Genomic DNA, 22,887 nt, shown 5'->3' on the forward strand with positions numbered 1-22,887 from the left:
ACATCCTAATATATCTTCTAAGTAAAGTCGTACCTCGATAAACTCAAATAACCCTACCGCTTTACTAAATTCTACCAATAAATCTACATCACTGTCAAAACGTGCTTCATCCCTTGCTACTGAACCAAATAGAGACAGAGACTTTACCCCTAGTTTTTCTAATTGTTCTCGGTGTGTTGCAAGAATTGTTAGTACCTCATCTCGTTTCATGGCTATTTTCTGAAATCTGATTCCTTCATTGTAACCTTAATGTTTGTTTGATGAATAACATTAGACCTCGATCTAATATTATCTCAAGGCTCAAAGTCTTTTTAGTTAAGAAACTTACCCAAATAAAAATGATTTTAATCGCCCCATATTTTTTCAATGAAATCAAATTGGCAACGATAGATATACATTTCAGCCATAGAACTACTTAATTAGTACATAGTATAAAAGCAAGCTGTGATTGGGTGATAATTTTTGGAGATGTCTCTTGAACAAGAGGATAACTTATGAATGTCTTTCTCAGCTTTAATTCTCCTATTCTAAACTGGTAAAAAATCAAAATCTATAATTTCTGCAAAGGTATAAGGACAAACTTGCGGAAACGTATCAACAGATAAACCAGTTTTTTTGATTACCGATCGCTTGGCTTTATCATAAATTATATCTAACCTAGAAGCCCCATAATTGTAGAGGGTTTTTGACTGGAATAAAATTTCTAGTTCTAGACGGAAATTATCGATTTCATCGGCCCATCCCCGGCCACAATTACCTTTTTCAGTCAGCCAATACTGATACATTAATAAATATTTAACGGTTTGAATTAGATAGCTTTCCACTTGGTTTCTTTGTTCTCTCCCCAAATCTTCTATCTCCGTTAAAAGATGTTCCCAATCTAAATTTTTCATCTCCCCGCGTCGAATTTGTTCGGTGGTTCGCTCAATCCACAAAACAAAGTCCTGATCATAAAGTTGTTTTAATTCTTCCCACTGCATAGATTTTTGAGATTGAGCGGCGCTTTTATGATCAATCATAAACAACAAAACCCCCCACCAATGGGCGGGGGGTTTTTTAGTTACCTAATTCAAGGTTTAGCCGAACTTGCCAGCAGTGGAAGCGATCAAGAAGGCGGCGTAGGTGAAGATATAGCCAACGGTGAAGTGAGCTAAACCAACCAAACGAGCCTGAACGATCGAGAGAGCTACGGGTTTGTCTTTCCAACGAACGAGGTTCGCCAGAGGAGTACGTTCGTGGGCCCAAACGATAGTTTCGATCAACTCTTGCCAGTAACCACGCCAAGAGATCAGGAACATGAAACCGGTTGCCCAAACCAGGTGTCCAAAGAGGAACATCCAGGCCCAGACAGAAAGGTTATTAACACCGTAGGGGTTGTAACCGTTGATTAACTGAGCCGAGTTAGCCCAGAGGTAATCGCGGAACCAGCCCATCAGGTAGGTGGAGTTTTCGTTAAACTGAGCCACGTTACCCGACCAGACACCGAGGTGTTTCCAGTGCCAGTAGAAGGTTAACCAACCCAGGGTGTTCAACATCCAGAACATGGCTAGGTAGAAGGAATCCCAAGCAGAGATGTCGCAAGTACCGCCACGGCCGGGACCGTCGCAAGGGAAGGAATACCCGAAGTCTTTTTTATCGGGCATTAATTTGGAACCACGAGCGTCTAAAGCACCTTTAACCAGGATTAGAACGGTGGTGTGTAAACCAAGAGCGATCGCATGGTGAACGAGGAAGTCGCCAGGACCGATGGTTAAGAATAGGGAGTTAGTGCCGCTATTGATTGCGTCTAACCAACCGGGTAACCAAACATCACCGTAGTTGGGATAGGCGGTGTAAGCGATACTATCGGGGTTAGACAACAGTACGTTCATGCCGTACAGGGTTTTACCCGAAGCTGCTTGCACGAATTGAGCAAACACAGGTTCGATCAAGATTTGTTTTTCGGGAGTACCGAAAGCGACGACCACATCGTTATGAACGTAGAGGCCGAGGGTGTGGAAACCTAAGAAAAGGGAAACCCAGCTTAGGTGAGAGATGATCGCTTCTTTATGCTCCAGCATCCGCGCCAGCACGTTATCTTTGTTCGCTTCGGGATCATAGTCACGCACGAAGAAGATAGCACCGTGAGCGAAAGCACCCACCGCTAGGAAACCAGCGATGTATTGGTGGTGGGTATAAAGAGCCGCTTGGGTAGTGTAGTCCTTAGCGATAAAGGCATAAGGGGGTAGCGCGTACATATGCTGCGCCACCAGAGAGGTGATCACGCCTAAAGAAGCGAGAGCCAAACCGAGTTGGAAGTGGAGAGAGTTGTTAACCGTGTCATAAAGATTTTTGTGACCGGCTCCTAACTTACCACTGGGGGGTCTGTGTGCATTGAGGATGTCCTTAATGCTGTGACCGATGCCCCAGTTGGTGCGGTACATATGACCAGCCACAATGAAGATCACAGCGATCGCCAAGTGGTGGTGAGCCATATCGGTTAACCAGAGGGACTCGGTTTGGGGATGGAAACCACCTAAGAAGGTGAGAATCGCAGTTCCCGCGCCTTGGGCAGTACCGAAAATGTGGTTAGCAGTATCGGGGTTTTCCGCATACACACCCCAGTCACCGGTGAAGAAGGGTAGTAAACCCGCCGGGTGGGGGGGAGTGGAGAGGAAGTTGTCCCAACCAACGTGCTGACCGCGGGATTCGGGGATAGCAACGTGAACGAGGTGTCCGGTCCAAGCCAGAGAGCTAACACCGAACAGAGCGGCGAGGTGGTGGTTCAGGCGAGATTCAGCGTTTTTGAACCAAGCGAGGCTAGGACGGAACTTAGGTTGTAAGTGTAACCAGCCAGCAAAGAGGAAAATCGCCGAGAGAATCAGCAGGAACACCGCACCTTGGTATAGGTCTTGGTTGGAGGTCATACCGATGGTGTAGAACCAGTGGTAAACCCCGGAATAGGCGATGTTAACCGGATTAGAAGCACCAGCTTGAGTGAAGGCATCTACAGCACCTTTACCGAACTGGGGATCCCAAATCGCATGGGCGATGGGACGGATATTTAAGGGATCTTTGATCCACTGCTCGAAGTTGCCTTGCCAAGCGACGTGGAATATAGTGCCGGAAGTCCACAGGAAAATGATTGCAATGTGGCCGAAGTGCGACGCGAAAATCTTTTGGTAGAGATTCTCTTCCGTCATGCCATCATGACTTTCAAAATCGTGGGCTGTGGCGATCCCGTACCAAATCCGACGGGTGGTCGGATCTTGGGCTAGATCTTGGCTAAATTTAGGGAATTTAGTTGCCATAGCTGTTTAGGAAATTCTCCTCTCTAAATAACTGAGGCTCTTACACGAGTGCTGGTTATTTCCTTTTTTAAATTCACCTTCTGTAATAGGAAACGCTTACAGAGGTATCGGTCAATCGACGCTGGTTCAGCCTAGTCTTGCCAATCCCCGGGGGACTGGCAAGCCCTTATAGGCAAGTTTAGCCAATCGAGAGACTTCTGGCCAAGAAGAATGCCCAAGTGGTGACAATACCGCCTAAGAGGTAGTGAGCCACACCAACGGCACGACCTTGAATGATGCTCAGGGCGCGAGGTTGGATAGCGGGGGCAACTCTTAACTTGTTGTGCGCCCAGACGATCGACTCGATTAATTCTTGCCAGTAGCCGCGACCACTGAACAGGAACATCAAGCTAAACGCGAAGACGAAGTGACCGGCTAGGAACATGATTCCGTAGGCAGACAGGGCGGAGCCATAGGAATTAATGACTTGCGCTGCTTGCGCCCAGAGGAAATCCCGTAACCAACCGTTGATGGTGATGGCACTTTGGGCGAAGTTACCGAGGGTAACGTGGGTGACAGTGCCATCGGGGGCGACGGTTCCCCAGACATCGGACTGCATTTTCCAGCTAAAGTGGAAGATTACAACCGAGATGGAGTTGTACATCCAGAACAGGCCGAGGAAGACGTGATCCCAACCGGAAACTTGGCAGGTACCGCCGCGACCGGGACCATCGCAGGGGAAACGGAAACCGAGATTCGCTTTATCGGGAATCAGACGGGAACCGCGAGCGTAGAGAACCCCTTTGAGGAGAATCAACACGGTGACATGGATGGTGAAGGCGTGGATATGATGCACGAGGAAATCGGCAGTACCGAGAGTGATCGGCATCATGGCCACTTTGCCACCCACTGCTACCACGTCGCCACCGAAAGCATAACTAGCAGTAGTGAGAGCGTTAGGAGCGGTGTTGCCGGGGGCCAGGGTGTGGAGACTTTGTACCCATTGGGCAAAGATGGGTTGTAGTTGAATTCCCGTATCCGAGAACATATCTTGGGGACGACCAAAAGCCCGCATGGTGTCGTTGTGAATGTATAAACCGAAGCTATGGAAGCCAAGGAAAATACATACCCAGTTCAGGTGGGAGATAATTGCGTCGCGATGACGGATCACCCGATCGAGCAGGTTATCCACGTTTTTGGCCGGATCGTAGTCCCGCACCATGAAGATCGCTCCGTGCGCTCCCGCACCGACGATTAAGAAGCCACCGATCCAAGTGTGGTGAGTGAACAAGGATAGTTGGGTGGCGTAGTCAGTCGCCTGATAGGGATAGGGCGGCATGGCGTACATATGGTGGGCCACGATGATGGTTAGCGAACCTAAGAGAGCTAGGTTAATCGCTAACTGGGCGTGCCAAGAGGTGGTCAGGATTTCGTACAGTCCTTTGTGACCTTGACCGGTGAAGGGACCCTTGTGGTTTTCGAGGATTTCCTTCATGCTGTGACCGATACCCCAGTTGGTACGGTACATATGACCAGCAATGATGAATAATACGGCGATCGCCAAGTGATGGTGAGCGGTATCGGAAAGCCAGAGACCACCGGTCACGGGGTTCAAGCCACCTTTGAAGGTGAGGAAATCCGAGTAAGCACCCCAGTTAAGGGTAAAGAAGGGGGTCAAACCCTGGGCGAAACTGGGATATAAATCCGCCATCTTGCTCGGTTCGAGAATGAACTCGTGGGGCAAGGGGATATCTTGGGGAGCGACTCCCGCATCGAGGAGTTTGTTCACCGGTAAAGAAACGTGAATCTGATGACCGGCCCAACCTAGGGAACCTAAGCCGAGTAAACCCGCCAAGTGGTGGTTCATCATCGATTCCACGTTTTGGAACCATTCCAGTTTCGGTGCGCTTTTGTGGTAATGGAACCAACCGGCAAACAGCATCAGGCCCGCCATCACTAAACCACCGATAGCGGTGCAGTATAGCTGATAGCTGTTGGTGAACCCGGAGGCGCGCCAGAGGTAGAACAGACCAGAGGTGATCTGAATACCGTGGAAACCGCCGCCCACATCGCCGTTGAGGATGCCTTGACCGACGATCGGCCAGACCACTTGGGCGCTGGGTTTGATGGCGAGCGGGTTGGTTAACCAAGCTTCATAGTTAGAAAATTTCGCGCCGTGGAAGTACATTCCACTAAGCCAAACGAAGACAACGGCGAGATGTCCGAAGTGGGCGCTGAAGATTTTCCGAGAAATATCTTCGAGATCGCTGGTTTGACTATCAAAATCGTGGACGTTGGCGTGTAGGTTCCAAATCCAGGTAGTGGTTTTGGGTCCTTTGGCTAAAGTGCGATCAAAATGCCCCGGTTGACCCCACTTCTCAAAGGAAGTAGGTACTGGGTCTTTATCTACAATCACTTTAGCTACCGCCTCTTTGGGGGGGAGTGCCATGAGGATTCTCCTCTCTCGACAATAGACTTAGCGTTTTATTTGAGGATAGATTTTTTAACCTAAAAAAGGCAAGTTGAAATCTGACCCACCTTTTGTTAATGTCGCTTGACTTTCCTCTTGGGTGAGATTCCAGTCGAAAGCATCAATAGTAGATGATAAGTCTTTGTTCTCTTGTCTGTTCGTTATGCTTAACAATAATTAAAATTCTCTCAATCCTTGATAGGAGAGACATTTTCTGCTATGGACGGTCTTAGTCAGGGTCAGACCGGTGATTTTTCTTTACAAAAGTTTATTAATTGTCGCCCCGGAAGCCGATTTCCCCCTTTTCTCCCCCACCAGACCATATAGAAAATTCAATAGATAGATTCTCAAAAAACAATCAAACAATTCTGTAAAATTGAGGCCATGACCTGATCTTCTCGCGCTTTTGCTGACACCAGAGCATTCAATGACTCTAGCAAAATCAATGGTTTGTATAGATTTTGGCCTTGGCTCTAGGAGGAACGTGCTATCCCTACTACATAAATTAATCCCAGTCAAAACCCTTCGTATATGTCTTGTGATCGGTTTACTGACCACTCTGTTAACCGCCTGTGGCGATCGCCTGACGGCGACCAATCTCCCCACTTCCGAAACCCCTCATCTTCCCGTCGTCCAAGGCCGCATTTCTGAGGTTGCTCCCCCGGCCCTAATTCAGGAACTGCGCCCCAGTTTAGATCGTTACGCTCCCCAAGTAACGATTCTCAGTCCTCTGCCCGAACAAGTTTTCGATGACCCTCAGGTGACAGTTAAACTACAAGTGTCAGAGCTGCCGATTTTCCAAGACGATACCCTGAAATTAGGACCCCACTTGAGCCTAATTGTCGATAATGAACCAGCAGCGGCTATCTACGACCTCAAGCAACCGATTATCCTAGAAAATCTTGCCCCCGGTACTCACACCCTCCGCGTTTTTGCCCTGCGTCCTTGGCAGGAAAGTTTTAAAAATGATGGGGCTTTCGCTGAAACAACCTTTCATATTCTGACAAAAACAGGCAAAAATGCCCCTGATAACAACTTACCCCTGTTAACCTACAGTAGTCCGCAAGGAATCTACGGTGCGGAACCGATCCTGCTCGATTTTTATCTGAGTAATGCTCCTCTACGTCTTTCCAATACTGCCAACGAAGATAATAATCTTCAAGATTGGCGCATTCGTGTCACTGTCAACGGTGAGAGTTTTCTGCTTGATACTTGGGAACCAATCTATCTCAAGGGTTTTGCCAAGGGCAATAACTGGGTACAACTAGAATTCATCGATGGTAAGGGAAATAAAATCGAAAACGAGTTTAATACCAGCGTGCGCGTGATTAGCTTTGATCCCTCTTACCAAGACGGCCTCAGTCAATTAGTCCGCGGCGATTTATCCCCTATAATTGCCCGTAGCATTGTTGATCCCAACTATCAAACTATTCCTAGTCTAGAGGAAGAAACCCCCGTTATTGAGCCAGAAACCCCTATAGTTGAGGAAGAAACCCCTGTAGTTGAGGAAACCCCTGTTATTGAGGAAGAAGAAACCCCTGTTATTGAGCCAGAAACCCCTATAGTTGAGGAAAACCCTGTTATTGAGCCAGAAAGCCCAATAGTTGAGGAAAACCCTGTTATTGAGCCAGAAAGCCCTGTTATTGAGCCAGAAAGCCCAATAGTTGAGGAAAACCCTGTTATTGAGCCAGAAAGCCCAATAGTGGAAGAAAAACCAGTAGAGACAGAAACAATCGAAAAGGTCGAGGAAACCCCTGAAGCGATCGAATCTCCCCTAACCACCATACCAGAGACAAAGGAGATTAACGAACCTGCCCCCGGTATTCAGCCTCCGCTAGAAGTGGAACCCATTCCCGAACCCCAGAACAATAGCGAGCAAAAAATCACCATTTTTGATCGCGTTCAACAAACCTTAAACCGCTTCCAGTTAGCCTCTCCCCCAGCAGAAAAAGATATCGAACTACCCACCCTCGATCCTCAATTATTCACCAATATCGAGCGGTCTTAGAGCCCAGCTTAATCCTGTTTTTAGGGGAAGTGGGGAGGTGGGGATTTTTCAGTGAGCAGTGAACAGTAAACAGTAATCAGTGAAAAGAAAGTTCCCAAGTTTGGTTCTATTGGAGTTAAGGTGATCAGCTTATCTTATCGAAAAAAGGGCATCAGCCTTATGTCCCTACCATTAATAACCATTATGTAACACAGTGAACATTTTTCACCTGATGTCCAGAAGACCCCAAAGTTTTCACCTAACACTGTCTATTCAACACTGCAATCTGATAACTGATAACTGATAACTGATAACTGAAATCCCCAACCGCTCGATCGAGAAATTATTAAACAAATATTTCGCAATATAGACAAAATTAGGAACTAGGTTATAATCTAGAACGTCTCTAGGTAATTTACTAACTTTTTGCTTGAGGTAATTGTGTTTAACAAAATTTCCCTTGTCGCTGGTTTTGCCGGTTTAGTTGCCCTAACTACCCTTGGCGCCGTACCCGCACAAGCAGAACCGCAAAATAACGAAATCCTGATCAGTCAACTGCGCGGCCATAACACCTACAGAGGTGAGCCACAACTCAACCCCGGTGACTATATACTAGGTCGCGTCCGGGGAACCGTGGGTGGGATTCTGTCCGTCCAATTGATCAGACCTGTGACAGTGGATGGCAAAGAAATTTTCAGTGGCGACTTCACCGACGGAACCACCGCTCGTATTGTTGGGGATGCCACGGGTGGTGACGATGTACTATTGCAAGTGGTAGATGGCAAATTAGTTTATGTGGGTAAAGCTCACCCCTATTGGGTTTCCCGCTTGAAACTAAGATCGGAAACCGCTACCAGCAGCAATCGCTCGCAACTTTTAAGAGAACTTAACCAAAAAGAATCCGCTTGGGGACTTCCCGCTTTACCGCCGGAAACCAGAACCTTTACTGAAGTTGCTCCTCAACCCGCTCCCGAGCCTAGTGTATCTCCTATCCGCGGACTTTGGTAGTGGGAAGACATCAGCAGAAAATCTCTTGTCTTTAGACTGAGAAGCTGAAAAATCCTCTCAAAGTCTAATATAAATGTACTAAATGCACCCCTCTTTTTTCGATCGAAGGGGGGGGTTTTTTATTTAGTCAAAAATCGAGAAATAATTGTATTTCAGCCCAGATTCTCGTCAAAACATCGGTAAGGGCATGATCGCTATCTAATTCGATTAATTTTACCCAAGGACGATTTATGCGATAATGGCGACTATTTTCTAGGGGAATCACCTCATCGGCACGACCATGAATAATCAGGGTGGGGAGCTGCCTGATTAACTTTTCTTGGGGATAATTAGTTAAATCCTCGATAAATTTGTAATCAATTGGCAGATAACGGCTATAACCGTAGTGATAAACCGATAAACTCCCAGATTTTTGCCAATTGGCTAGGGTTTCCGCTCCCAATTGTCCCAACCAAATCGGCCCGAAATTAAAAGCGGGAGCTAATAAAACGAGCCTTTGCACCTGAGAATAAGTTTCTGCCAGCCAAGCTGCCGTTAAACCGCCAAAACTGGAACCAATCAGAGTAACAGGAAGCTGAGATTGTTGAATCAATTGGCCGATTTGGACAATCTGACGAGTGAGAGTTAAGCTAGAAAAGTCATCACCGTTAAGATCGGGAATTTCCATTGCTAAAGCCCTCTTTTGCCAACAATGTCTCAAAAATTGCGCTTTTGTTGATTGGGGACCAGAAGCAAAACCGTGTAGATAGATATATCTGTTTTCAAGGACTGCCATTCTAGAACCAATTAGATTTCTTCATCTTGCTCTTTGGTGACACTGGGAGAAGAATTATAAATGGCATCTAACTGCTGACGAGCATCTTCGACAGTGAGAGAACGAATCACTAACAGAGGTTCATTAATCGGTTGTCCGGCCTCGTCCAAAAGTTCGGGATGGGAAGTCATGGGATAACCGTAGGGATTATAGGAATTACCCGATTTAGCAGGACGTTTCTGGGAATCCATGCTGACAGTAATCAGACTCCGAATTAAATTATTAATGGTCAAAAAAGCGATAACTGTGAAGGCGAGGATATAGATCAGATGTAACATTGGCCGAGTCTCCCGTGAATTATGCGTGAATATTCCTAATTGCCAAAACTTTATGCTAAAAATTCGCTCAACTCTCTAGCTTACCAAAAAAGTTTCAGGTTAAGCGTCAGTTTGAGGAGATTGATGTTCTCCCCAACCCTGTAATCGACGACGACGACTGCTGACCCCCCAACACTCTGCCACCAGCTGATGCCAAGGCAACAACATCTTGGCCTCGATACCCACCTGACCACCTGTGGTTTTAAAGAGTAAATGAGCCGTGGCTACCTCCTGTTGGGCGTTTTTGACTCTTGCTAATAAATCGTTTTGTTCCTCGACGCTGAGAAAGGATAATCTCTCGGATTCGAGGAGAAGACGGGAACGGGAAAACCAATAGGTGAAATCCTCTAGTAGAGGTTCCAAGATAGTTTTCAGGAGTTCGTTTTCGGCGGGTTGCGAAGGGAACATTATTTTTATAATGACGATTTTGCTTACCTTAATCTTAGCGTCATTTATATTTCTTAACATTGTGACGGGAAAATTTTAAGATTTGCCCTGGCTGTAGGCGGCACTAAAGAAGTCCTGTTCACAACTAAGGGCATAACGATAGGATAAAGAGATATTTTCCGTCATCGGGGCGTATTTATCCGCCAATTCCTCTAACTGGCTTGCTAAAGCGGCGAATTCATCCCCACTATAACTATCAATCCAAGCTTGATAGGGATTCTCAGAAATCGGCTCTAAGGCTAATTGTTGACCCAGATAAGCATAAAGACGCATACAGGGACTCATCGCCACGGCAATCGCACCGATGTCACCCATCCAAGCGGTAGCGAGAAGAAAATCCCGATAGCGACGGGTGGCGTTAGCAGGCTGAACCTTTCTCAGGTCAACTCCCCACTGTAAAGCATAATTTTCGTGTAATTCTAACTCCTTTAATACCCCCGCCGCTAACCGATGAAAGCTAGTAAATCCCTGCCAATCAGGAGCTTTAGCGGCGGCGATACTGTAAGCACGGGCGAAAGATTCCAGAAAAAAAGCATCTTGACCGACATAAAAAGCAAAACAATCCCGTTTAAGCTCTCCTGTGGCGATACCTCGCACAAAAGGGTGTTCTAGACAAGCTTGTACTAGATATTGATGGCTGTGCCAAAGTTGCTGACTAAGCATGGGAAAATACTAATTAGGTGGACAAGGTTGGTTAACTAGAATCGGGCATCTCACAGAATGTAGGTTGGGTTGAAGCATGAAACCCAACGCCCGCATGGGTTACTGAAAATGGGTAAAACCCCACACCCCACACCCCACACCCCACACCCTACACCCCGTCAGTTCAATTCCTTAACCCAAACTGACGTTAAACCTGTTACAATAAAAAATATAACTGACTAAATTGGAATTAAAAACTATGCGACTTAAGCGATGGGAGTCCCCCCGCCGTCAGGGACGTAACGACAAAGGCAAGGGCGGTTCGGCGCGACAGCGACAACTGAAAAAACAATTTAAAATGTTGTCGAAAAAACTAAAAGGGGGAGAGAGTAACATCTCTCCTCTTTTTTTGTCCCCAGCAATCGCCGCTAAAAAATCTTCCTCCGGGAAACTCTCAGTCTCCTGAAACAGTCGGAGACTTGAGCCACTTTCAGATTAGGGAAAAAAATGAAGCTTATACTTGCCGTCATGACGATGACAGTAGCTTTAACCGTCACCAGTAACCATTCTAGCCTTGCCGGAGCAATCTTCGATCGCATTCAAAAAACTGGGGTAATTACTGCCGGCGCTCGTAAAGATGCTATTCCCTTTGGTTTTGTCAACTCCCAAGGCAAGTGGGTGGGTTACAGCCTTGATATGTTAGAGTTAATTCGCAAGGAAACCGAACGGAAGTTAGGAAAACCAATTAAGTTAAAAGTTGTTGAGATTACTCCCCAAAATCGTTTTGAAAAGTTGAAAACAGGGGTGATAGATATCGAATGTGGCTCCACTACTTTTACTTGGAAAAGAGAAAATGAAGTGGATTTTTCCGTTAGTTATTTTGCCAGTGGTACTCAATTGCTCACCCGCAAAGGTAGTAATCTCGATGACATCGGTAGCTTGGCAGGCAGACGCATTGGAGTGATTGCCAATACTACTAATGAAGCGGTAATTAAAACCCAACAACCCGCCGCTATTTTGGTCAAAGTTAAAAATCGTGGCGAGGGTTTACAAAAACTAGAAGCGGGAGAAATTGATGGTTTTGCCAGTGATGGCATTACCCTAGAAGGTTTAAGAAAAAGCGCTAAAAATCCCAATAATTTAGCCATAGTTCCCTCCTATCCCTACGCCTACGAATCCTATGCCTGTACTTTACCCGAAAATGATTCTAAATGGCGCGATACAGTGAATTATACGCTATTAAAATTCATGGAAGGGATCGTCAGTGACCAACAACAAGCGGTGACAATTTATGAACGTTGGTTTGGTGAAGACGGGGTTGTTCCCTATTCCAGAGAAACTATTAATGATTATTTTCAAGGTATTGTCAACACCTACGAATGGATTCCTTTAACTGTATTTCCCTAAAATCAAGACCTTTTCAGGGACAGGTTCAAAAAGGCACTCTTGCAAGTGGGAATTATGAATAGGGAAATAGGAAGTGGGGAGGTGGGTTTTTAAAGTTGGATTTGATTAATAAAGGTAAAAAATAAACCCCCTCAACTGTTAGTTAGCAAAAATTAAGTAGGTAGGTGTTAAAAGTTGTCAGACACCCCCCTTATTAAGGGGGGATTAAGGGGGGATCGGCACCCCCCTTATCAAGGGGGGCAGGGGGGATCAGAGGCAAAATCTATCTTCAATTTAATTATAACTACTTACTTAAATAAGAAGATTTTGAAGGCTTTAGTTATTGGTTTTCATCAATTTCTTGCGCTGTTTTTAATATGTCTAAATACAATATTTGATTAACACGGAAACCTGCTTTAAAAATTAAATCATCCATTAACGGCTGAATAGTAGGAATTAATCTTCTTCTTTTGGCAATTAATAAAAGGTTCTTCGGTTTGCGTTATGTAATGGACGGGGGTTATAAGGGATGGAACCTTTGTGTAAAAAGGCATTTGGCGATTTTTGTCAATTGTTTTTGATCTAGAGCGAACTAATCAATTAAGTTTCTTGCCAGATAAGAATTTAGTCAATTTACGCCCCCCTATCGAACCATACAAAGTAACGAAGAACCTAATAAAATACCTAAAATTCCAATAACATTCAATCCTAAACTAATTGCTTTCTTTCTGCCAGGGTTCTCGTCTATAATGACTCTATCAGCATTTGAAGAAATCGCTAAAGCTATCGTTTCTGATTCTCCTCGGTGTAATTCCTTCTGTAATTCTTCTAATAATAACCGATTCTCTAACTCTCGCTTTTCTATCCAGGATAGGGTTTGAACTTCAATAGTGCCAGGAACAGCATAACCTAATCCTGTCATTTCTTCGTAAACAGCCACTGGAATAATAATTGTTCCATAGATATCATGGAGCAAGTTAAGATAGCCGATAGCAGCTAAACTGGTAATCGGAGAGGTGTTACTAACAACAATCACAGATCACCTAATGTTTTTAAGGTTTGTAATTCTTGTTGCCAATCTACACTATCATAATTTACACAAATATTCCTCTTGGCGACTTCTTGACGAAATTCAATTAAAGATAAGTTGGCAAAATCAGCCGCTTTTGCGCTACTGATATGATAATCTCTAAACATAATGATTGCCAGTTCTAGTTGCAACAGTTGCTCGTTTTTTCCTGTTGCTTGTATAATTTCGTTGGGAATCACAATAGTCATTAAAATTTACGATATTCATCTGGTAGCCAACATCATATCACAAAAAAATACTGGTGAGCAATTAATTAATAAAATTTAATGAGTAGAAACACAGACAAACAAAATAAACCCCCCTCAAGTGACTGAATGAAGGGGGGTTTATGGTATTTTTAGAAGCAATTTAGCCGACTTTTTTGGTAGATTGGGTCCAAATCCCAATCGATATAAAACCAAGCTGTAAGTTTCTACATACACTGGAATATGATACCATTCCAATAGGAAGGAATAAATAGGGTTATAGTCATGAGTATTGATATCTCCGATGAAATTCTCAGTGCAACACGCATGACTGAAGCTGAGATGAGGCAGGAAAATTTATTGTAATTTCTCAATGATACTGATAAGGATTCTCTTTAGCTGGGGGAGATTGTTTTGAATCACTTTCCAGACTACTTTTTCATCAATTGCCCAATATTCATGAACTAATTTATCCCGCATACCTGCGATGTTTTTCCAAGGAATATTGGGATAATTAACTCTCACTTCATCAGGAATATTTTTGACTGCTTCCCCGATTATTTCAATTAATTTTACTGCCGAAAGAAAGATTTCTATCTTAGTTGAAAATTCGGCAAAGCTTAGATACTGAGTCATCTTTTCTAGTTGACAAATTGCCTCTAGAATGTCTTGCAAGAAATCTCTAAATTCCCGTTGCGTCATACATAAATAATCTCCGATAAAATTCTTTCTCTCCTTTTTCCTTTTAAGCCATTTTTACTGATAACATCCGCTTTTACCTTAAGTAAATCACTTAAATAATATTCCAGATCTACTAAATCTAGTAAACTAGGCGGTTCTGTATAATCTATCAGAATATTAACTTGACTATTTTCCTGCACTTCTCCTTTTACATAATCTCCAAAAATACCTAATTCACTGACATGATACTTTTCTTTTACTAAGGACTTAACTTGACCCAAAATCGCTTTAATTTCTTCTAAATTTTTCATGATGCTTACCTTCTAAGATAACGGAAAAGATTTCTACCCTACTGATCAAAATGTTATTTCCTGTATCTGTATTGTAGCAGATATCGGATGAAAGGATAAACCATACTCCTTGAAATCATGGAAATTGAGAGAGTTATGCCAAAAATACCCCCTCAAGTGACTGAATGAAGTGGCGATCGCAAGTTTTTTATTAATGGTTTTTAGGAGACTTTTGTGGTTTCCTTTTCTGAGGGTTTGGAGGGTTTTAGTTTGCACTTGAGGGTTATCTCCATACTTTCACCCGCATTATATCAAAATGATAATCATAGCTCCAAATAGGTAGATCTAATTCCATTGAGATGATAGCAGTCAAAGCATCAACAATAGTAATAGTTTGATCAGGAAATTATTTAGCTTTTGCTATGGCTGCGAAATACTGATCTTCTGTCGGATTGATCAAATTAGCAGATTCTAAGCAATTTTGTGTGAATTGAGTGGCTTGTTCAAATCCTAATCTATATAGAAGCAAGCTGTAATTTCGGCTAAAACAGCGTCATGATTGATGGATGCGTCAGTATAGCCACTTCCTTTGGGTGCGGGAGATAAGTGAAAAGATTTTTTCGGTTTGGATAAATAGCCTTTCGCTATTAAAAATGATTCTATAGCCGTTTGTACTGTATCAGAAGAAGATACCTTATGCTCTTGATTGTAGGCGGCTAGAGCATTAATTATGGTGGTGGGTAGCTCAATCGTCACCTGTTGCATAACCAAAATCCTCTTGATTTAATCATGTCCCTATTATACAATAAACCCCCTCAACTGACTGAATGAAGGGGCATTTATAGTATTTTTAGAAGCAATTTAGCCTACTTTTGTGGTTTCGTTTTCGTCGGATTTAGAGGATTTTAGTTTGCGTTTCAGGGTTGAAGCTGCACCGAGAGTGCCAAGAGTTAATAAGCTGAGGAATGTAGAGGGTTCGGGAACGGCGACAGCTTCGAGTGCGTCAATGTTCTCAGTTCCTGGTTCTAATCCCGTCCAGTGCTTTACTGTGTTCTTGACATTGAAAGCTGTATCCCAGACGTGTCCACCGTGGATGAGAAACTTCGCTGAAGGTTCAGTTGATAGCCAAACAAAGATCTCCCCACCATCTAAGTCTTGTGAGGGATCGTTGTCAGTAATAATGCCATCGTTATTTCCATCGATTGGTTTGAGGCTAAAGAGGATGTCGTTTTCCCATGTCATCAGTCCATCAAGGTCAATCTTCGCATCAGTGATATCTAAACCGGGAAAGAGAGGAGTGATTGCAGTGGCGATATCCGCTTTAAGGAAGAGACAATCCCCATTACTCTTGAATACACTACATCCCAGAGGATCGCCCAAAAGGGAGTAGCGGTTGGCATCATCTACAGGTATTTCAGGACCTTGTAGGAGCACATCGTTGACTCTATCTTCTAAAGGCACTGTCGGATCTTGAACTGGTGCCCAAAGTTCTAGACCCTCCACGTTATTTGGTTCAACTTGGTTGATCTGTGCTGGTGTCGCCCACACCCCTATCTCTTTGTACGGGAAAGGCAAAAGTACTTTATGGTTAGGACGTTCATAGAAGATGTAGTTATCGTAATTGGTGCGCGGTCCTCCGGGCAACCCAGTCGAAAACACGAGTGGAACTAAATCTTCGATCACTTCATAGAAGAGTAAATCCTTCCGGTTGGCCAAGGCATCGACCTGGAAAGGAGCGGGTGCTGCAAAGCCAGATGTAGGATTCCAAAGAGTTAAAAAGTTACTGGTGTTGGTTGTCCCACCTGTGCCATCCCAGGCAATTACTTGACCAGGATTAGGGGTATGTAAGGGATTTCCATTCCTGTCTGGATCTTCGGAGTACTCCTTTCCTGGAACTTGAGGGGGAAATGGTACCTCCTTTCCACTGGGATCGACAAAGGGACCGGGGGAGTTAAATGGTCCTGCCAATACCTGGGATGGGCCTACCGTGACACCCAGTAAGAGACAGGAAGAGAACAAGAGTTTATGGGTGATTTTCATGATTATTGCTCCAGCAGATTTCGTAGTGCGATTATCCCCTCCCTGCTAGGTCAAGCAACACCCCAACCCAAGGGGAAAGGGGGACGAAAACAGCTTACACAATACCTATTCTCTGGGGAATCTATCTTAAGAATGATTTGAAATATGCTAAGTTGAGATACTATGTCACGATCGCATCTAGTCAGTACCATGAGTGAAATTAGCGTCGGGGGAAAAGTCCGTCTGATTGCCATTCCCCCTTACCTGAAAACCGCCGATCCTATGCCTATGTTACGGCCGCCGGAGCTACTCAATATCGACGATATCGGCACGGTGATTGATCGCCGGCCGGGGGGTTATTGGGGTGTAAAATTCGATCGAGGCTCATTTCTGCTCGATAGCAAATATTTAGAAGCTATTTAAACCAGTTAAGTGCATCACGGTCAAGACAACTTTGATAAATCACAAGCAAATCTAAAGAGTTAATTTATGTCTAATACTTTTCTATCGATCGTTATCCCGATGCGCGAGGGATTTGGCGAATATTGGCTAGGAGAATTGTTGAAAGTCAAGGGAGATATAGAATTTATTTTAGTTCATCCTCCTGGGGTCAAACCTTCGCCGGTGAATGATCCACGCATGAAACAGATTGTCTGTGCTTTACGAGGTGAAATTATTCAAAGAAGTACAGGATTTTTAAATGCCAGAGGTACTTATATTCTCACAATCAATTGCGATGAATATTTACACCCGGAGATCGTCACCTTAGTTAAAGACTATTTTGAACGCTTCCCCAATAGTTGGGTATTGCGATTAGCCAGATGTGAATTTCCCTACGGTGAACGAGAAAAATTAGAGAGTCCTTGGCCAACAATTCCCGATGTAAACAGTTTAGCTATCTGTAGCAGAAGAGAAAATAATAGTAACTTATTTAAAGATAATAATTATTTATTAGAATTACCGATCGCTCCTTTAGATAATCCTTTTAATCCCCAAGTTTTTCTCAATCAACGTCGCGATCAAAATGGTCCCCATTTAGAAAATTTTGATAAAAAAGTTTGGAAAAGTGAACTTGTGCAAGCGGCGACGATAGAAATTACTAATCTCATGAACTTATTGGGTCCGATTAAATATATTCCTTTTTGGTGTTTAGATAGATTACTAGGTTTATATATTCAGGCTAAATATTTTGAAAAAGAGCGCGTAATCGGTCACTGGATGCCGAATTCTCCCGAACAAATACGAATTGAAGATAATCCCCCTGAATACCAAAGAACTTGGCGATTTTACTTTTTATCGGAAGTTATGTTATTAAGAAAATTCCCTCAGTATGGATATCTTTGGAATCTAGCTATCTATCAATTTTTAGAACTGCCTGCTTGGATGATTAAATCTCTGAGACAAAAAATTATACCCAGTAAATCAGTCTAGTTATATCCAAGTGATCGGTAATCCAGAATAATAACCTAAATTTATGGAACTAGGCTCTGTTTCCCAATCTAAAACCTGTTCCACACGCTGATAAATTGCCGCCGCTTCCTCACTAGAATTGCCGATACAAGTTAACCCTAATTTACCAAATTCTGACAGCGCACCCATGAGATGAAAAACTGTTCCCGTTTTACTGCTACTATCAAAATGCAAGTGATGTTTAGCAATAATATCCATTAAATCATCGGGAAGTAAACCTTTGTATTGAGGTTTGTGGAGATTATCGGAGGCAATATAGTATTTTTCCTGGTGAGGTTGACTGAAAAACAATCCGGTTTTTTGATCGTATTCACCATTAGTTAAAAGCTTTAAAGTCATAAAAGGATGGGTAGTTCCTCCTTTTCGCAGATTAATTTCGATCGCCTGTAAATCCCAGACTAAAGTTTCTGGATTTTTGACAGCGACGAAATCAACTCCATAGCGTTCAATTGCTCCCTTTGCTGCCAGAATTTTCCCTATTTTTAGTCCTAATTCCTGTAATTGTAGGCGATAATTTTCATCGGCAGGAAAATGACAACCTAGATAAATTTGACCATCGGGACCCCCTAAAATTTGATCGTGAGTGGAAAGAATCTTCACTTCTCCCGTGGGTGTAATATAACCTTGCACACTCGGCGATCGCTTTTCTTCTCCTTCAATAAAAGCTTCGACAATTCCCCCTGATTCAGCAATTTTGCCAGAAAAACTCTCCCAAGTTTCATCGCTTGCTTGAAAACTCATCTTGTCTAATAGTTTAGCCAAAAGATTCATTCTCTCGCTTAAATCTAGACTGTTACTATCCACAATTTTCCCTAAAGGACGTAAATCTAAAACCGCATTTCCTTCTCCCGATAACCCCTCATTTAACTTCACTACCATGCGTTTTAGTTGCGGTTGACGGAACCACAAACTAGCGGCTTCGTATAACAAATCCTTGACCGTATTTACCTGTAAACTACCGTCAGGATGGGGAATATTACCTTGACCAAAAATCTCGCGACTGCCACTTTTAGAACCCCAATACAATAAATCTGGACTACAGGCAAATAAAGGAATATCTAATTGTAAAGACAATTCTCGCTCTAAATTAGTAGAATTAAAACAAACCATGTAAGCACGATCTCGACGCAACGCTTGCCGGATTCTTGCTACTAAGCGCGGTCTTTCCAGAATTTTTTGGGTTAAAGGTTGAAAAGAGTTATCGTGAGTTGTCAGTAATAACAGACGATTATTAGCATGGGAAAAAGGAATCCCCGGCAACAATTGCAGGTAATAATCAATCACCATCCGCGCCAATGGCTGCGCTGTTACATAGATTAAACGAGTTTTCGGGTGTCGCAACCGAATCAGAGAAAATAATAATCTTTCTTCGTAATGTAAAAAACCCGCCACTTTTTGACCGACTCTCTGATCGATACTAAAAGAAGGGACAACTAGAATATCATAATCGCATTCATCCGATTCGGGAACGTTTTCTCCCTGCCAAATCTCTTTTAATTTTTCTTGTAATTCTTGATACCGCAGCCGCTTTTCTAGTATCAAATCTCTATCTAAAAGCATGGTTTGTCCCACCTCTGTGGTTGCAGATACCTGTATCTTATCGATTTTGAGAGCCTGTCGTCTCCAGTGTCTTTCTTTTCTTAATATTCCCCTGGGATCATTGCCATTAAAAAGGGATACAGTGGACTCTGTATCCCTTTTAATCACCTGAGATTGGCTTTAACCTAGCGGGTGGAATAAGAGATCGGGATAAAAGCGATTAAATTCGATTAAAATCCCGGCGGTGAAAGTCAGCAGCGCCATAATTAACACGGGTGCGGACGAGAGAAATTTAGTAAGTCCTTCCATCTGAGTTCTCCTAGGGAATAAAAAGTCAAGGGGTTGACACAAAAATTAACGAGGGGAAACGGTAATTTCCGAATCCTTAACGGTTAATTTACCGGAAGTGGCTTCTTGTAAAGCCGCCAAGGGCCAGAGAAAACCCGTTAACATTTTGCTGAGAGCGAGGGGAACATCGATGATGATTTCCTTCATTTCGGCATCTTTGTCGTCGCGCACGGCGATTAAATAGGCCCGACCAACCCAACCGATCCAACCGGTAATGTACAGGAATAGGATGCTAGGGATAAAGAAATCGCCCATGTGGTCCCAACGACCATCAACAATTAGGTGTGGATAGCCTTCCGGTCCACAGAGAGCTTGGGAGTACGTTTGAGCGCGTTTGGCTCCCGATTCAGGGTCGGGAGTGGTGTTGCGGAAACTCTTCGCTTTTTGTAGGAAAGCGGGATTTTCGCTACAAGGGGTCAGATTGGACAAATCAGCCGACGCTGGAGCGGCAAAGGTGAACCAGAGAGATAGCACCAGGGCCAGAGCGAACAATTTTCGCATAAATTGTTTCCTTTTGTTACGAAATATGAAGTTCTTTGTTCAAAAAGCGAACAATTTGATCGTACACGGAAAAAATCTTACTCCGATGAGGGGTACGAGTAAAGTTTCTATTACAAAACTATACGCAAAGCTTCAGACCCCCGTGATATGAACCACCACTTGTCTTTGGTGACGACTCTGACGGTGTTCCCAGAGATAGATACCTTGCCAGATGCCTAAAACTAATTTACCCCTAGCGATCGGGATTTGTTCCGATGTCCGGGTTAGGACCGAGCGAATGTGAGCGGGCATATCGTCTGGCCCTTCGGTAGAGTGATAGTAGAGACTGCTATCTTCCGGGACTAACTTGGCGAAGAAATTGGCCAAATCGGTGAGAACATCGGGATCGGCATTTTCTTGGATCAGCAAAGAAGCGGAGGTGTGACAGACAAATAGACTGCATAATCCCGTCGTTATGCCCGATTCAGCCACGATCGCTTCTATGGGGGCAGTGAGACGATGGAAATTCTTGGGACTGGTGGTAATCGTCAGGGATTTTTGATATTGACGCATGGCAACCGAATCAGAGAGAAATGGGAGTAGGGAGGATTGTCCTGGAGAGCAAAGGTTGTCCCGCTTGCAAGAGATCGTGAAGGTTCACCACTGCCCCGATAACAGCGATCGCTGGGGCTTCAAAGCCGGTGGCTTCGATCTGGTCCATAATCGTGCTGAAAGTACCGATTAACTGCTGTTGTTGCGGTGTTGTTCCCCAGCGAATCAGGGCGATCGGCGTTTCTGGACTTCTGCCCGCTTTGGTTAACTCGCCGATAATATAGGGTAAATTATGCACACCCATGTAAACAACAATTGTTTCCGCACCATGGGCGATCGCTGACCAGTTAACCTGGGGACGATATTTACCCGCCATCTCGTGGCCGGTGACGAAAGTAACGGAGGAACTATAATTGCGATGGGTGAGGGGAATACCGGCGTAGGCAGGCACGGCAATTCCTGAAGTGATTCCCGGCACGATCTCGACGCTAATTCCGGCCGCGATCAGATCGAGCATTTCTTCACCCCCGCGACCAAAAACAAAGGGATCACCGCCTTTGAGACGAATAACCACGGCATTAGTCTGGGCCTTTTGGATCAGTAAAGCGGTGATTTCCTCCTGTACTAGAGAATGACGACCGCGACGCTTACCCCCATGGATTTGTTCGGCCCTGGGGTTAATCATGGCTAGAATCGAGGGGCTGACTAGGGCATCATAGAGGACAACATCGGCATTTTCTAGGAGAACTTTTGCTTTTAAGGTCAACAAACCGGGATCCCCGGGACCCGCACCGACGAGATAGACCTTACCGCAACTTTCTGATTGATTCATAGATACTGGGGAGAAAATTCTTGCTTCGATCGAATGCGCTTGATCCCTACTGTATTGTGACTGGGGCAAAATTTGGTATTTTTAGCTACAGTTACTCGGCGGTCATGCGCTTTCTTCATGAAGAATTATGATCTTAACATTACTTAACCTTTAATCTAGCGATCGCTCTGATCCTAAATCTTGTTTAACAAGTATGGAGGAGTAGAAAGTAGGGAAAAAGGAGCGGGTTTTTCCAGTGGGATTGGGGCTTAATCATGCTAAGTATCTAAGCACAATTAATTAATTACACATCTAAGCCACTATTCCGTGAGACTTCTGGTGTGAGGAAACAGTGAACTGAAAACTCAAATCCGATCCCTAATAGCTGTATCCCGTCTCCCGTCTCGGAGTCTCGGAGTCTCGACTAGGAAATTAATTTTGCACGACTACTTAAAGGAAATCTCTCAGGATTTTTAATAATTTCTTTGCTTAAATCTACATCTAAATCTGGCCAATAAAAATGATCAGGAAAAGGCTCTTGTATATTTAAAATTTGTCTAATAGGTACATCTTGAAACCAGGGAAAATCTTGATAAGAAAGAAACATTTCTTCATTGTTTGCCAGAATCCATATTCCATGGGAAGAAATATGAGTTACTTCAGCTTGAGAAGTGTTTTGTCCAAGCATTTCTAAGTTCATTTTGTCGTTCCTCAATAATAGTTTCTATCGCTTAAAGTTGTTTTCGAGATAGGTTATAATTACGAGCTAATTCAATTTGTGGTTCCAGCCAAAATTTAGCTTCTCCTTCTGCACAATGAACATGAACGTGCATTCTTGTTTCTTCGCGGGAAAAGAAAAAGAAGCGATAGCCATCTTCTCGGAAAACAGTTGGACTCATCAGAAATCTAATCAGGATGATTGATGCTTACCCTTCGTTTATTATATACTTTAGACGTTCATAATCTGAGATTTATTAAACTTCTGAAATCGTAGAGTGAGCAAGGAATCCAGTTCTTTTTTATGTTTCAGGTGGGCATCATTCAGACATTCATAAATAGCTGAAGAAAAGTCAGAAAAGTTT

The 22,887-nt window shown here is 43.8% G+C and carries 26 protein-coding genes and 2 pseudogenes; 6 read left to right on the forward strand and 22 right to left on the reverse strand.

Annotation, left to right across the window (positions count from 1 at the left end):
* The 4 genes from O9324_RS17800 to psaA all read right to left on the reverse strand — a co-directional run.
* The coding region (locus O9324_RS17800; RefSeq protein ID WP_288140882.1) for a nucleotidyltransferase family protein at window positions 1-210 on the reverse strand (210 nt) is incomplete at its 3' end.
* A gap of 317 nt (window positions 211-527) precedes the next feature.
* Window positions 528-1,019 carry a DUF29 domain-containing protein gene (locus O9324_RS17805; protein ID WP_288140883.1) on the reverse strand — a complete coding sequence of 164 codons (492 nt, stop codon included), beginning with the start codon at window positions 1,017-1,019 and terminating at the stop codon, window positions 528-530.
* Between the two features lie 57 nt (window positions 1,020-1,076).
* The gene (gene psaB / locus O9324_RS17810) at window positions 1,077-3,290 is read right to left on the reverse strand and encodes a photosystem I core protein PsaB (protein ID WP_002770787.1); all 2,214 of its coding nucleotides are present in this window, start codon (window positions 3,288-3,290) and stop codon (window positions 1,077-1,079) included.
* Between the two features lie 178 nt (window positions 3,291-3,468).
* Window positions 3,469-5,718, reverse strand: coding sequence for a photosystem I core protein PsaA (gene psaA, locus O9324_RS17815; protein WP_002734764.1), 2,250 nt, complete (start codon window positions 5,716-5,718; stop codon window positions 3,469-3,471).
* 466 nt (window positions 5,719-6,184) lie between these two features.
* Here psaA and O9324_RS17820 point away from each other — a divergent pair, with 466 nt between their 5' ends.
* Both O9324_RS17820 and O9324_RS17825 read left to right on the forward strand, forming a co-directional pair.
* Complete coding sequence (locus O9324_RS17820) at window positions 6,185-7,747, forward strand: hypothetical protein (RefSeq protein WP_288140892.1); 1,563 nt, start codon at window positions 6,185-6,187, stop codon at window positions 7,745-7,747.
* Window positions 7,748-8,167: 420 nt separating this feature from the next.
* Window positions 8,168-8,734: a hypothetical protein gene (locus tag O9324_RS17825; protein ID WP_002770790.1), complete on the forward strand. Its 567-nt coding sequence runs from the start codon at window positions 8,168-8,170 to the stop codon at window positions 8,732-8,734.
* A 127-nt stretch (window positions 8,735-8,861) separates the two neighbouring features.
* On the opposite strand, the gene O9324_RS17830 is transcribed toward O9324_RS17825, so the two are convergent.
* The 4 genes from O9324_RS17830 to O9324_RS17845 form a co-directional block, all read right to left on the reverse strand.
* On the reverse strand, window positions 8,862-9,509 hold the full coding sequence (locus tag O9324_RS17830; protein WP_288140884.1) for a YqiA/YcfP family alpha/beta fold hydrolase: 648 nt from the start codon (window positions 9,507-9,509) through the stop codon (window positions 8,862-8,864).
* A gap of 11 nt (window positions 9,510-9,520) precedes the next feature.
* The gene (locus O9324_RS17835; protein ID WP_002770793.1) at window positions 9,521-9,826 is read right to left on the reverse strand and encodes a DUF2973 domain-containing protein; all 306 of its coding nucleotides are present in this window, start codon (window positions 9,824-9,826) and stop codon (window positions 9,521-9,523) included.
* 99 nt (window positions 9,827-9,925) lie between these two features.
* Window positions 9,926-10,333 (reverse strand): DUF2605 domain-containing protein, encoded by a 408-nt coding sequence (locus O9324_RS17840; RefSeq protein ID WP_002785246.1) that lies wholly within the window; start codon window positions 10,331-10,333, stop codon window positions 9,926-9,928.
* Window positions 10,334-10,348: 15 nt separating this feature from the next.
* Window positions 10,349-10,975: a TenA family protein gene (locus O9324_RS17845; protein ID WP_002785247.1), complete on the reverse strand. Its 627-nt coding sequence runs from the start codon at window positions 10,973-10,975 to the stop codon at window positions 10,349-10,351.
* 238 nt (window positions 10,976-11,213) lie between these two features.
* Here O9324_RS17845 and O9324_RS17850 point away from each other — a divergent pair, with 238 nt between their 5' ends.
* Window positions 11,214-11,420 (forward strand): hypothetical protein, encoded by a 207-nt coding sequence (locus O9324_RS17850; RefSeq protein ID WP_002732891.1) that lies wholly within the window; start codon window positions 11,214-11,216, stop codon window positions 11,418-11,420.
* Between the two features lie 41 nt (window positions 11,421-11,461).
* The gene (locus O9324_RS17855; RefSeq protein WP_288140885.1) at window positions 11,462-12,361 is read left to right on the forward strand and encodes an amino acid ABC transporter substrate-binding protein; all 900 of its coding nucleotides are present in this window, start codon (window positions 11,462-11,464) and stop codon (window positions 12,359-12,361) included.
* Between the two features lie 622 nt (window positions 12,362-12,983).
* On the opposite strand, the gene O9324_RS17865 is transcribed toward O9324_RS17855, so the two are convergent.
* From O9324_RS17865 to O9324_RS17890, 6 genes and pseudogenes are all read right to left on the reverse strand, one after another.
* Window positions 12,984-13,376 (reverse strand): PIN domain-containing protein, encoded by a 393-nt coding sequence (locus O9324_RS17865; RefSeq protein ID WP_288140887.1) that lies wholly within the window; start codon window positions 13,374-13,376, stop codon window positions 12,984-12,986.
* Window positions 13,373-13,618 carry a UPF0175 family protein gene (locus O9324_RS17870; RefSeq protein WP_002770804.1) on the reverse strand — a complete coding sequence of 82 codons (246 nt, stop codon included), beginning with the start codon at window positions 13,616-13,618 and terminating at the stop codon, window positions 13,373-13,375. The genes O9324_RS17865 and O9324_RS17870 overlap by 4 nt, the downstream gene beginning before the upstream one ends.
* 354 nt (window positions 13,619-13,972) lie before the next feature.
* Window positions 13,973-14,317, reverse strand: coding sequence for a HepT-like ribonuclease domain-containing protein (locus O9324_RS17875; RefSeq protein ID WP_271972228.1), 345 nt, complete (start codon window positions 14,315-14,317; stop codon window positions 13,973-13,975).
* The gene (locus O9324_RS17880; protein WP_002770810.1) at window positions 14,314-14,607 is read right to left on the reverse strand and encodes a nucleotidyltransferase family protein; all 294 of its coding nucleotides are present in this window, start codon (window positions 14,605-14,607) and stop codon (window positions 14,314-14,316) included. Before O9324_RS17880 ends, O9324_RS17875 begins: the two co-directional genes overlap by 4 nt.
* Before the next feature lie 489 nt (window positions 14,608-15,096).
* The gene (locus O9324_RS17885) at window positions 15,097-15,351 is read right to left on the reverse strand and encodes a hypothetical protein (RefSeq protein ID WP_288140888.1); all 255 of its coding nucleotides are present in this window, start codon (window positions 15,349-15,351) and stop codon (window positions 15,097-15,099) included.
* Window positions 15,352-15,447: 96 nt separating this feature from the next.
* Window positions 15,448-15,576, reverse strand: a pseudogene (locus tag O9324_RS17890) (PEP-CTERM sorting domain-containing protein); the annotation flags it as partial.
* A 1,239-nt stretch (window positions 15,577-16,815) separates the two neighbouring features.
* Between O9324_RS17890 and sipA the strand changes: the two are divergent.
* Both sipA and O9324_RS17900 read left to right on the forward strand, forming a co-directional pair.
* Window positions 16,816-17,028 carry a regulatory protein SipA gene (gene sipA, locus O9324_RS17895; RefSeq protein WP_043995397.1) on the forward strand — a complete coding sequence of 71 codons (213 nt, stop codon included), beginning with the start codon at window positions 16,816-16,818 and terminating at the stop codon, window positions 17,026-17,028.
* 66 nt (window positions 17,029-17,094) lie between these two features.
* Window positions 17,095-18,036 carry a glycosyltransferase family protein gene (locus O9324_RS17900; protein ID WP_288140889.1) on the forward strand — a complete coding sequence of 314 codons (942 nt, stop codon included), beginning with the start codon at window positions 17,095-17,097 and terminating at the stop codon, window positions 18,034-18,036.
* On the opposite strand, the gene O9324_RS17905 is transcribed toward O9324_RS17900, so the two are convergent.
* The 8 genes and pseudogenes from O9324_RS17905 to O9324_RS17940 all read right to left on the reverse strand — a co-directional run.
* The gene (locus O9324_RS17905) at window positions 18,037-19,635 is read right to left on the reverse strand and encodes a peptide ligase PGM1-related protein (RefSeq protein ID WP_288140893.1); all 1,599 of its coding nucleotides are present in this window, start codon (window positions 19,633-19,635) and stop codon (window positions 18,037-18,039) included.
* A 159-nt stretch (window positions 19,636-19,794) separates the two neighbouring features.
* Window positions 19,795-19,923, reverse strand: a complete 129-nt coding sequence (gene psaJ, locus O9324_RS17910; protein ID WP_002738148.1) for a photosystem I reaction center subunit IX — start codon at window positions 19,921-19,923, stop codon at window positions 19,795-19,797.
* 45 nt (window positions 19,924-19,968) lie between these two features.
* Window positions 19,969-20,463: a photosystem I reaction center subunit III gene (locus O9324_RS17915; RefSeq protein WP_002735968.1), complete on the reverse strand. Its 495-nt coding sequence runs from the start codon at window positions 20,461-20,463 to the stop codon at window positions 19,969-19,971.
* Between the two features lie 132 nt (window positions 20,464-20,595).
* A complete protein-coding gene (locus O9324_RS17920; protein WP_002785255.1) occupies window positions 20,596-21,015 on the reverse strand; it encodes a secondary thiamine-phosphate synthase enzyme YjbQ in 420 nt (139 codons plus the stop codon).
* Window positions 21,016-21,025: 10 nt separating this feature from the next.
* The gene (gene cobA, locus O9324_RS17925) at window positions 21,026-21,826 is read right to left on the reverse strand and encodes a uroporphyrinogen-III C-methyltransferase (RefSeq protein WP_288140890.1); all 801 of its coding nucleotides are present in this window, start codon (window positions 21,824-21,826) and stop codon (window positions 21,026-21,028) included.
* Window positions 21,827-22,229: 403 nt separating this feature from the next.
* Window positions 22,230-22,505, reverse strand: a complete 276-nt coding sequence (locus tag O9324_RS17930) for a DUF2442 domain-containing protein (RefSeq protein ID WP_288140891.1) — start codon at window positions 22,503-22,505, stop codon at window positions 22,230-22,232.
* Window positions 22,506-22,536: 31 nt separating this feature from the next.
* Window positions 22,537-22,704, reverse strand: coding sequence for a DUF4160 domain-containing protein (locus tag O9324_RS17935; protein ID WP_287628286.1), 168 nt, complete (start codon window positions 22,702-22,704; stop codon window positions 22,537-22,539).
* A gap of 50 nt (window positions 22,705-22,754) precedes the next feature.
* Window positions 22,755-22,887: pseudogene (locus O9324_RS17940) on the reverse strand (IS630 family transposase); the annotation flags it as partial.

Origin of the sequence: Microcystis sp. LE19-84.1B (genome assembly GCF_027531875.1) — a bacterium.
GTDB lineage: Bacteria > Cyanobacteriota > Cyanobacteriia > Cyanobacteriales > Microcystaceae > Microcystis > Microcystis panniformis.

What these genes read in the sequence shown, in the direction of transcription:
- O9324_RS17805 (WP_288140883.1), bottom strand. Translation starts at nt 1,019, where the DNA reads ATGATTGATCATAAAAGCGCCGCTCAATCTCAAAAATCTATGCAGTGG.
- psaB (WP_002770787.1), bottom strand. Translation starts at nt 3,290, where the DNA reads ATGGCAACTAAATTCCCTAAATTTAGCCAAGATCTAGCCCAAGATCCG.
- psaA (WP_002734764.1), bottom strand. Translation starts at nt 5,718, where the DNA reads ATGGCACTCCCCCCCAAAGAGGCGGTAGCTAAAGTGATTGTAGATAAA.
- O9324_RS17820 (WP_288140892.1), top strand. Translation starts at nt 6,185, where the DNA reads ATGGTTTGTATAGATTTTGGCCTTGGCTCTAGGAGGAACGTGCTATCC.
- O9324_RS17830 (WP_288140884.1), bottom strand. Translation starts at nt 9,509, where the DNA reads ATGGCAGTCCTTGAAAACAGATATATCTATCTACACGGTTTTGCTTCT.
- O9324_RS17835 (WP_002770793.1), bottom strand. Translation starts at nt 9,826, where the DNA reads ATGTTACATCTGATCTATATCCTCGCCTTCACAGTTATCGCTTTTTTG.
- O9324_RS17840 (WP_002785246.1), bottom strand. Translation starts at nt 10,333, where the DNA reads ATGTTAAGAAATATAAATGACGCTAAGATTAAGGTAAGCAAAATCGTC.
- O9324_RS17845 (WP_002785247.1), bottom strand. Translation starts at nt 10,975, where the DNA reads ATGCTTAGTCAGCAACTTTGGCACAGCCATCAATATCTAGTACAAGCT.
- O9324_RS17850 (WP_002732891.1), top strand. Translation starts at nt 11,214, where the DNA reads ATGCGACTTAAGCGATGGGAGTCCCCCCGCCGTCAGGGACGTAACGAC.
- O9324_RS17855 (WP_288140885.1), top strand. Translation starts at nt 11,462, where the DNA reads ATGAAGCTTATACTTGCCGTCATGACGATGACAGTAGCTTTAACCGTC.
- O9324_RS17870 (WP_002770804.1), bottom strand. Translation starts at nt 13,618, where the DNA reads ATGACTATTGTGATTCCCAACGAAATTATACAAGCAACAGGAAAAAAC.
- O9324_RS17875 (WP_271972228.1), bottom strand. Translation starts at nt 14,317, where the DNA reads ATGACGCAACGGGAATTTAGAGATTTCTTGCAAGACATTCTAGAGGCA.
- O9324_RS17880 (WP_002770810.1), bottom strand. Translation starts at nt 14,607, where the DNA reads ATGAAAAATTTAGAAGAAATTAAAGCGATTTTGGGTCAAGTTAAGTCC.
- O9324_RS17885 (WP_288140888.1), bottom strand. Translation starts at nt 15,351, where the DNA reads ATGCAACAGGTGACGATTGAGCTACCCACCACCATAATTAATGCTCTA.
- sipA (WP_043995397.1), top strand. Translation starts at nt 16,816, where the DNA reads ATGAGTGAAATTAGCGTCGGGGGAAAAGTCCGTCTGATTGCCATTCCC.
- O9324_RS17900 (WP_288140889.1), top strand. Translation starts at nt 17,095, where the DNA reads ATGTCTAATACTTTTCTATCGATCGTTATCCCGATGCGCGAGGGATTT.
- O9324_RS17905 (WP_288140893.1), bottom strand. Translation starts at nt 19,635, where the DNA reads ATGCTTTTAGATAGAGATTTGATACTAGAAAAGCGGCTGCGGTATCAA.
- psaJ (WP_002738148.1), bottom strand. Translation starts at nt 19,923, where the DNA reads ATGGAAGGACTTACTAAATTTCTCTCGTCCGCACCCGTGTTAATTATG.
- O9324_RS17915 (WP_002735968.1), bottom strand. Translation starts at nt 20,463, where the DNA reads ATGCGAAAATTGTTCGCTCTGGCCCTGGTGCTATCTCTCTGGTTCACC.
- O9324_RS17920 (WP_002785255.1), bottom strand. Translation starts at nt 21,015, where the DNA reads ATGCGTCAATATCAAAAATCCCTGACGATTACCACCAGTCCCAAGAAT.
- cobA (WP_288140890.1), bottom strand. Translation starts at nt 21,826, where the DNA reads ATGAATCAATCAGAAAGTTGCGGTAAGGTCTATCTCGTCGGTGCGGGT.
- O9324_RS17930 (WP_288140891.1), bottom strand. Translation starts at nt 22,505, where the DNA reads ATGAACTTAGAAATGCTTGGACAAAACACTTCTCAAGCTGAAGTAACT.
- O9324_RS17935 (WP_287628286.1), bottom strand. Translation starts at nt 22,704, where the DNA reads ATGAGTCCAACTGTTTTCCGAGAAGATGGCTATCGCTTCTTTTTCTTT.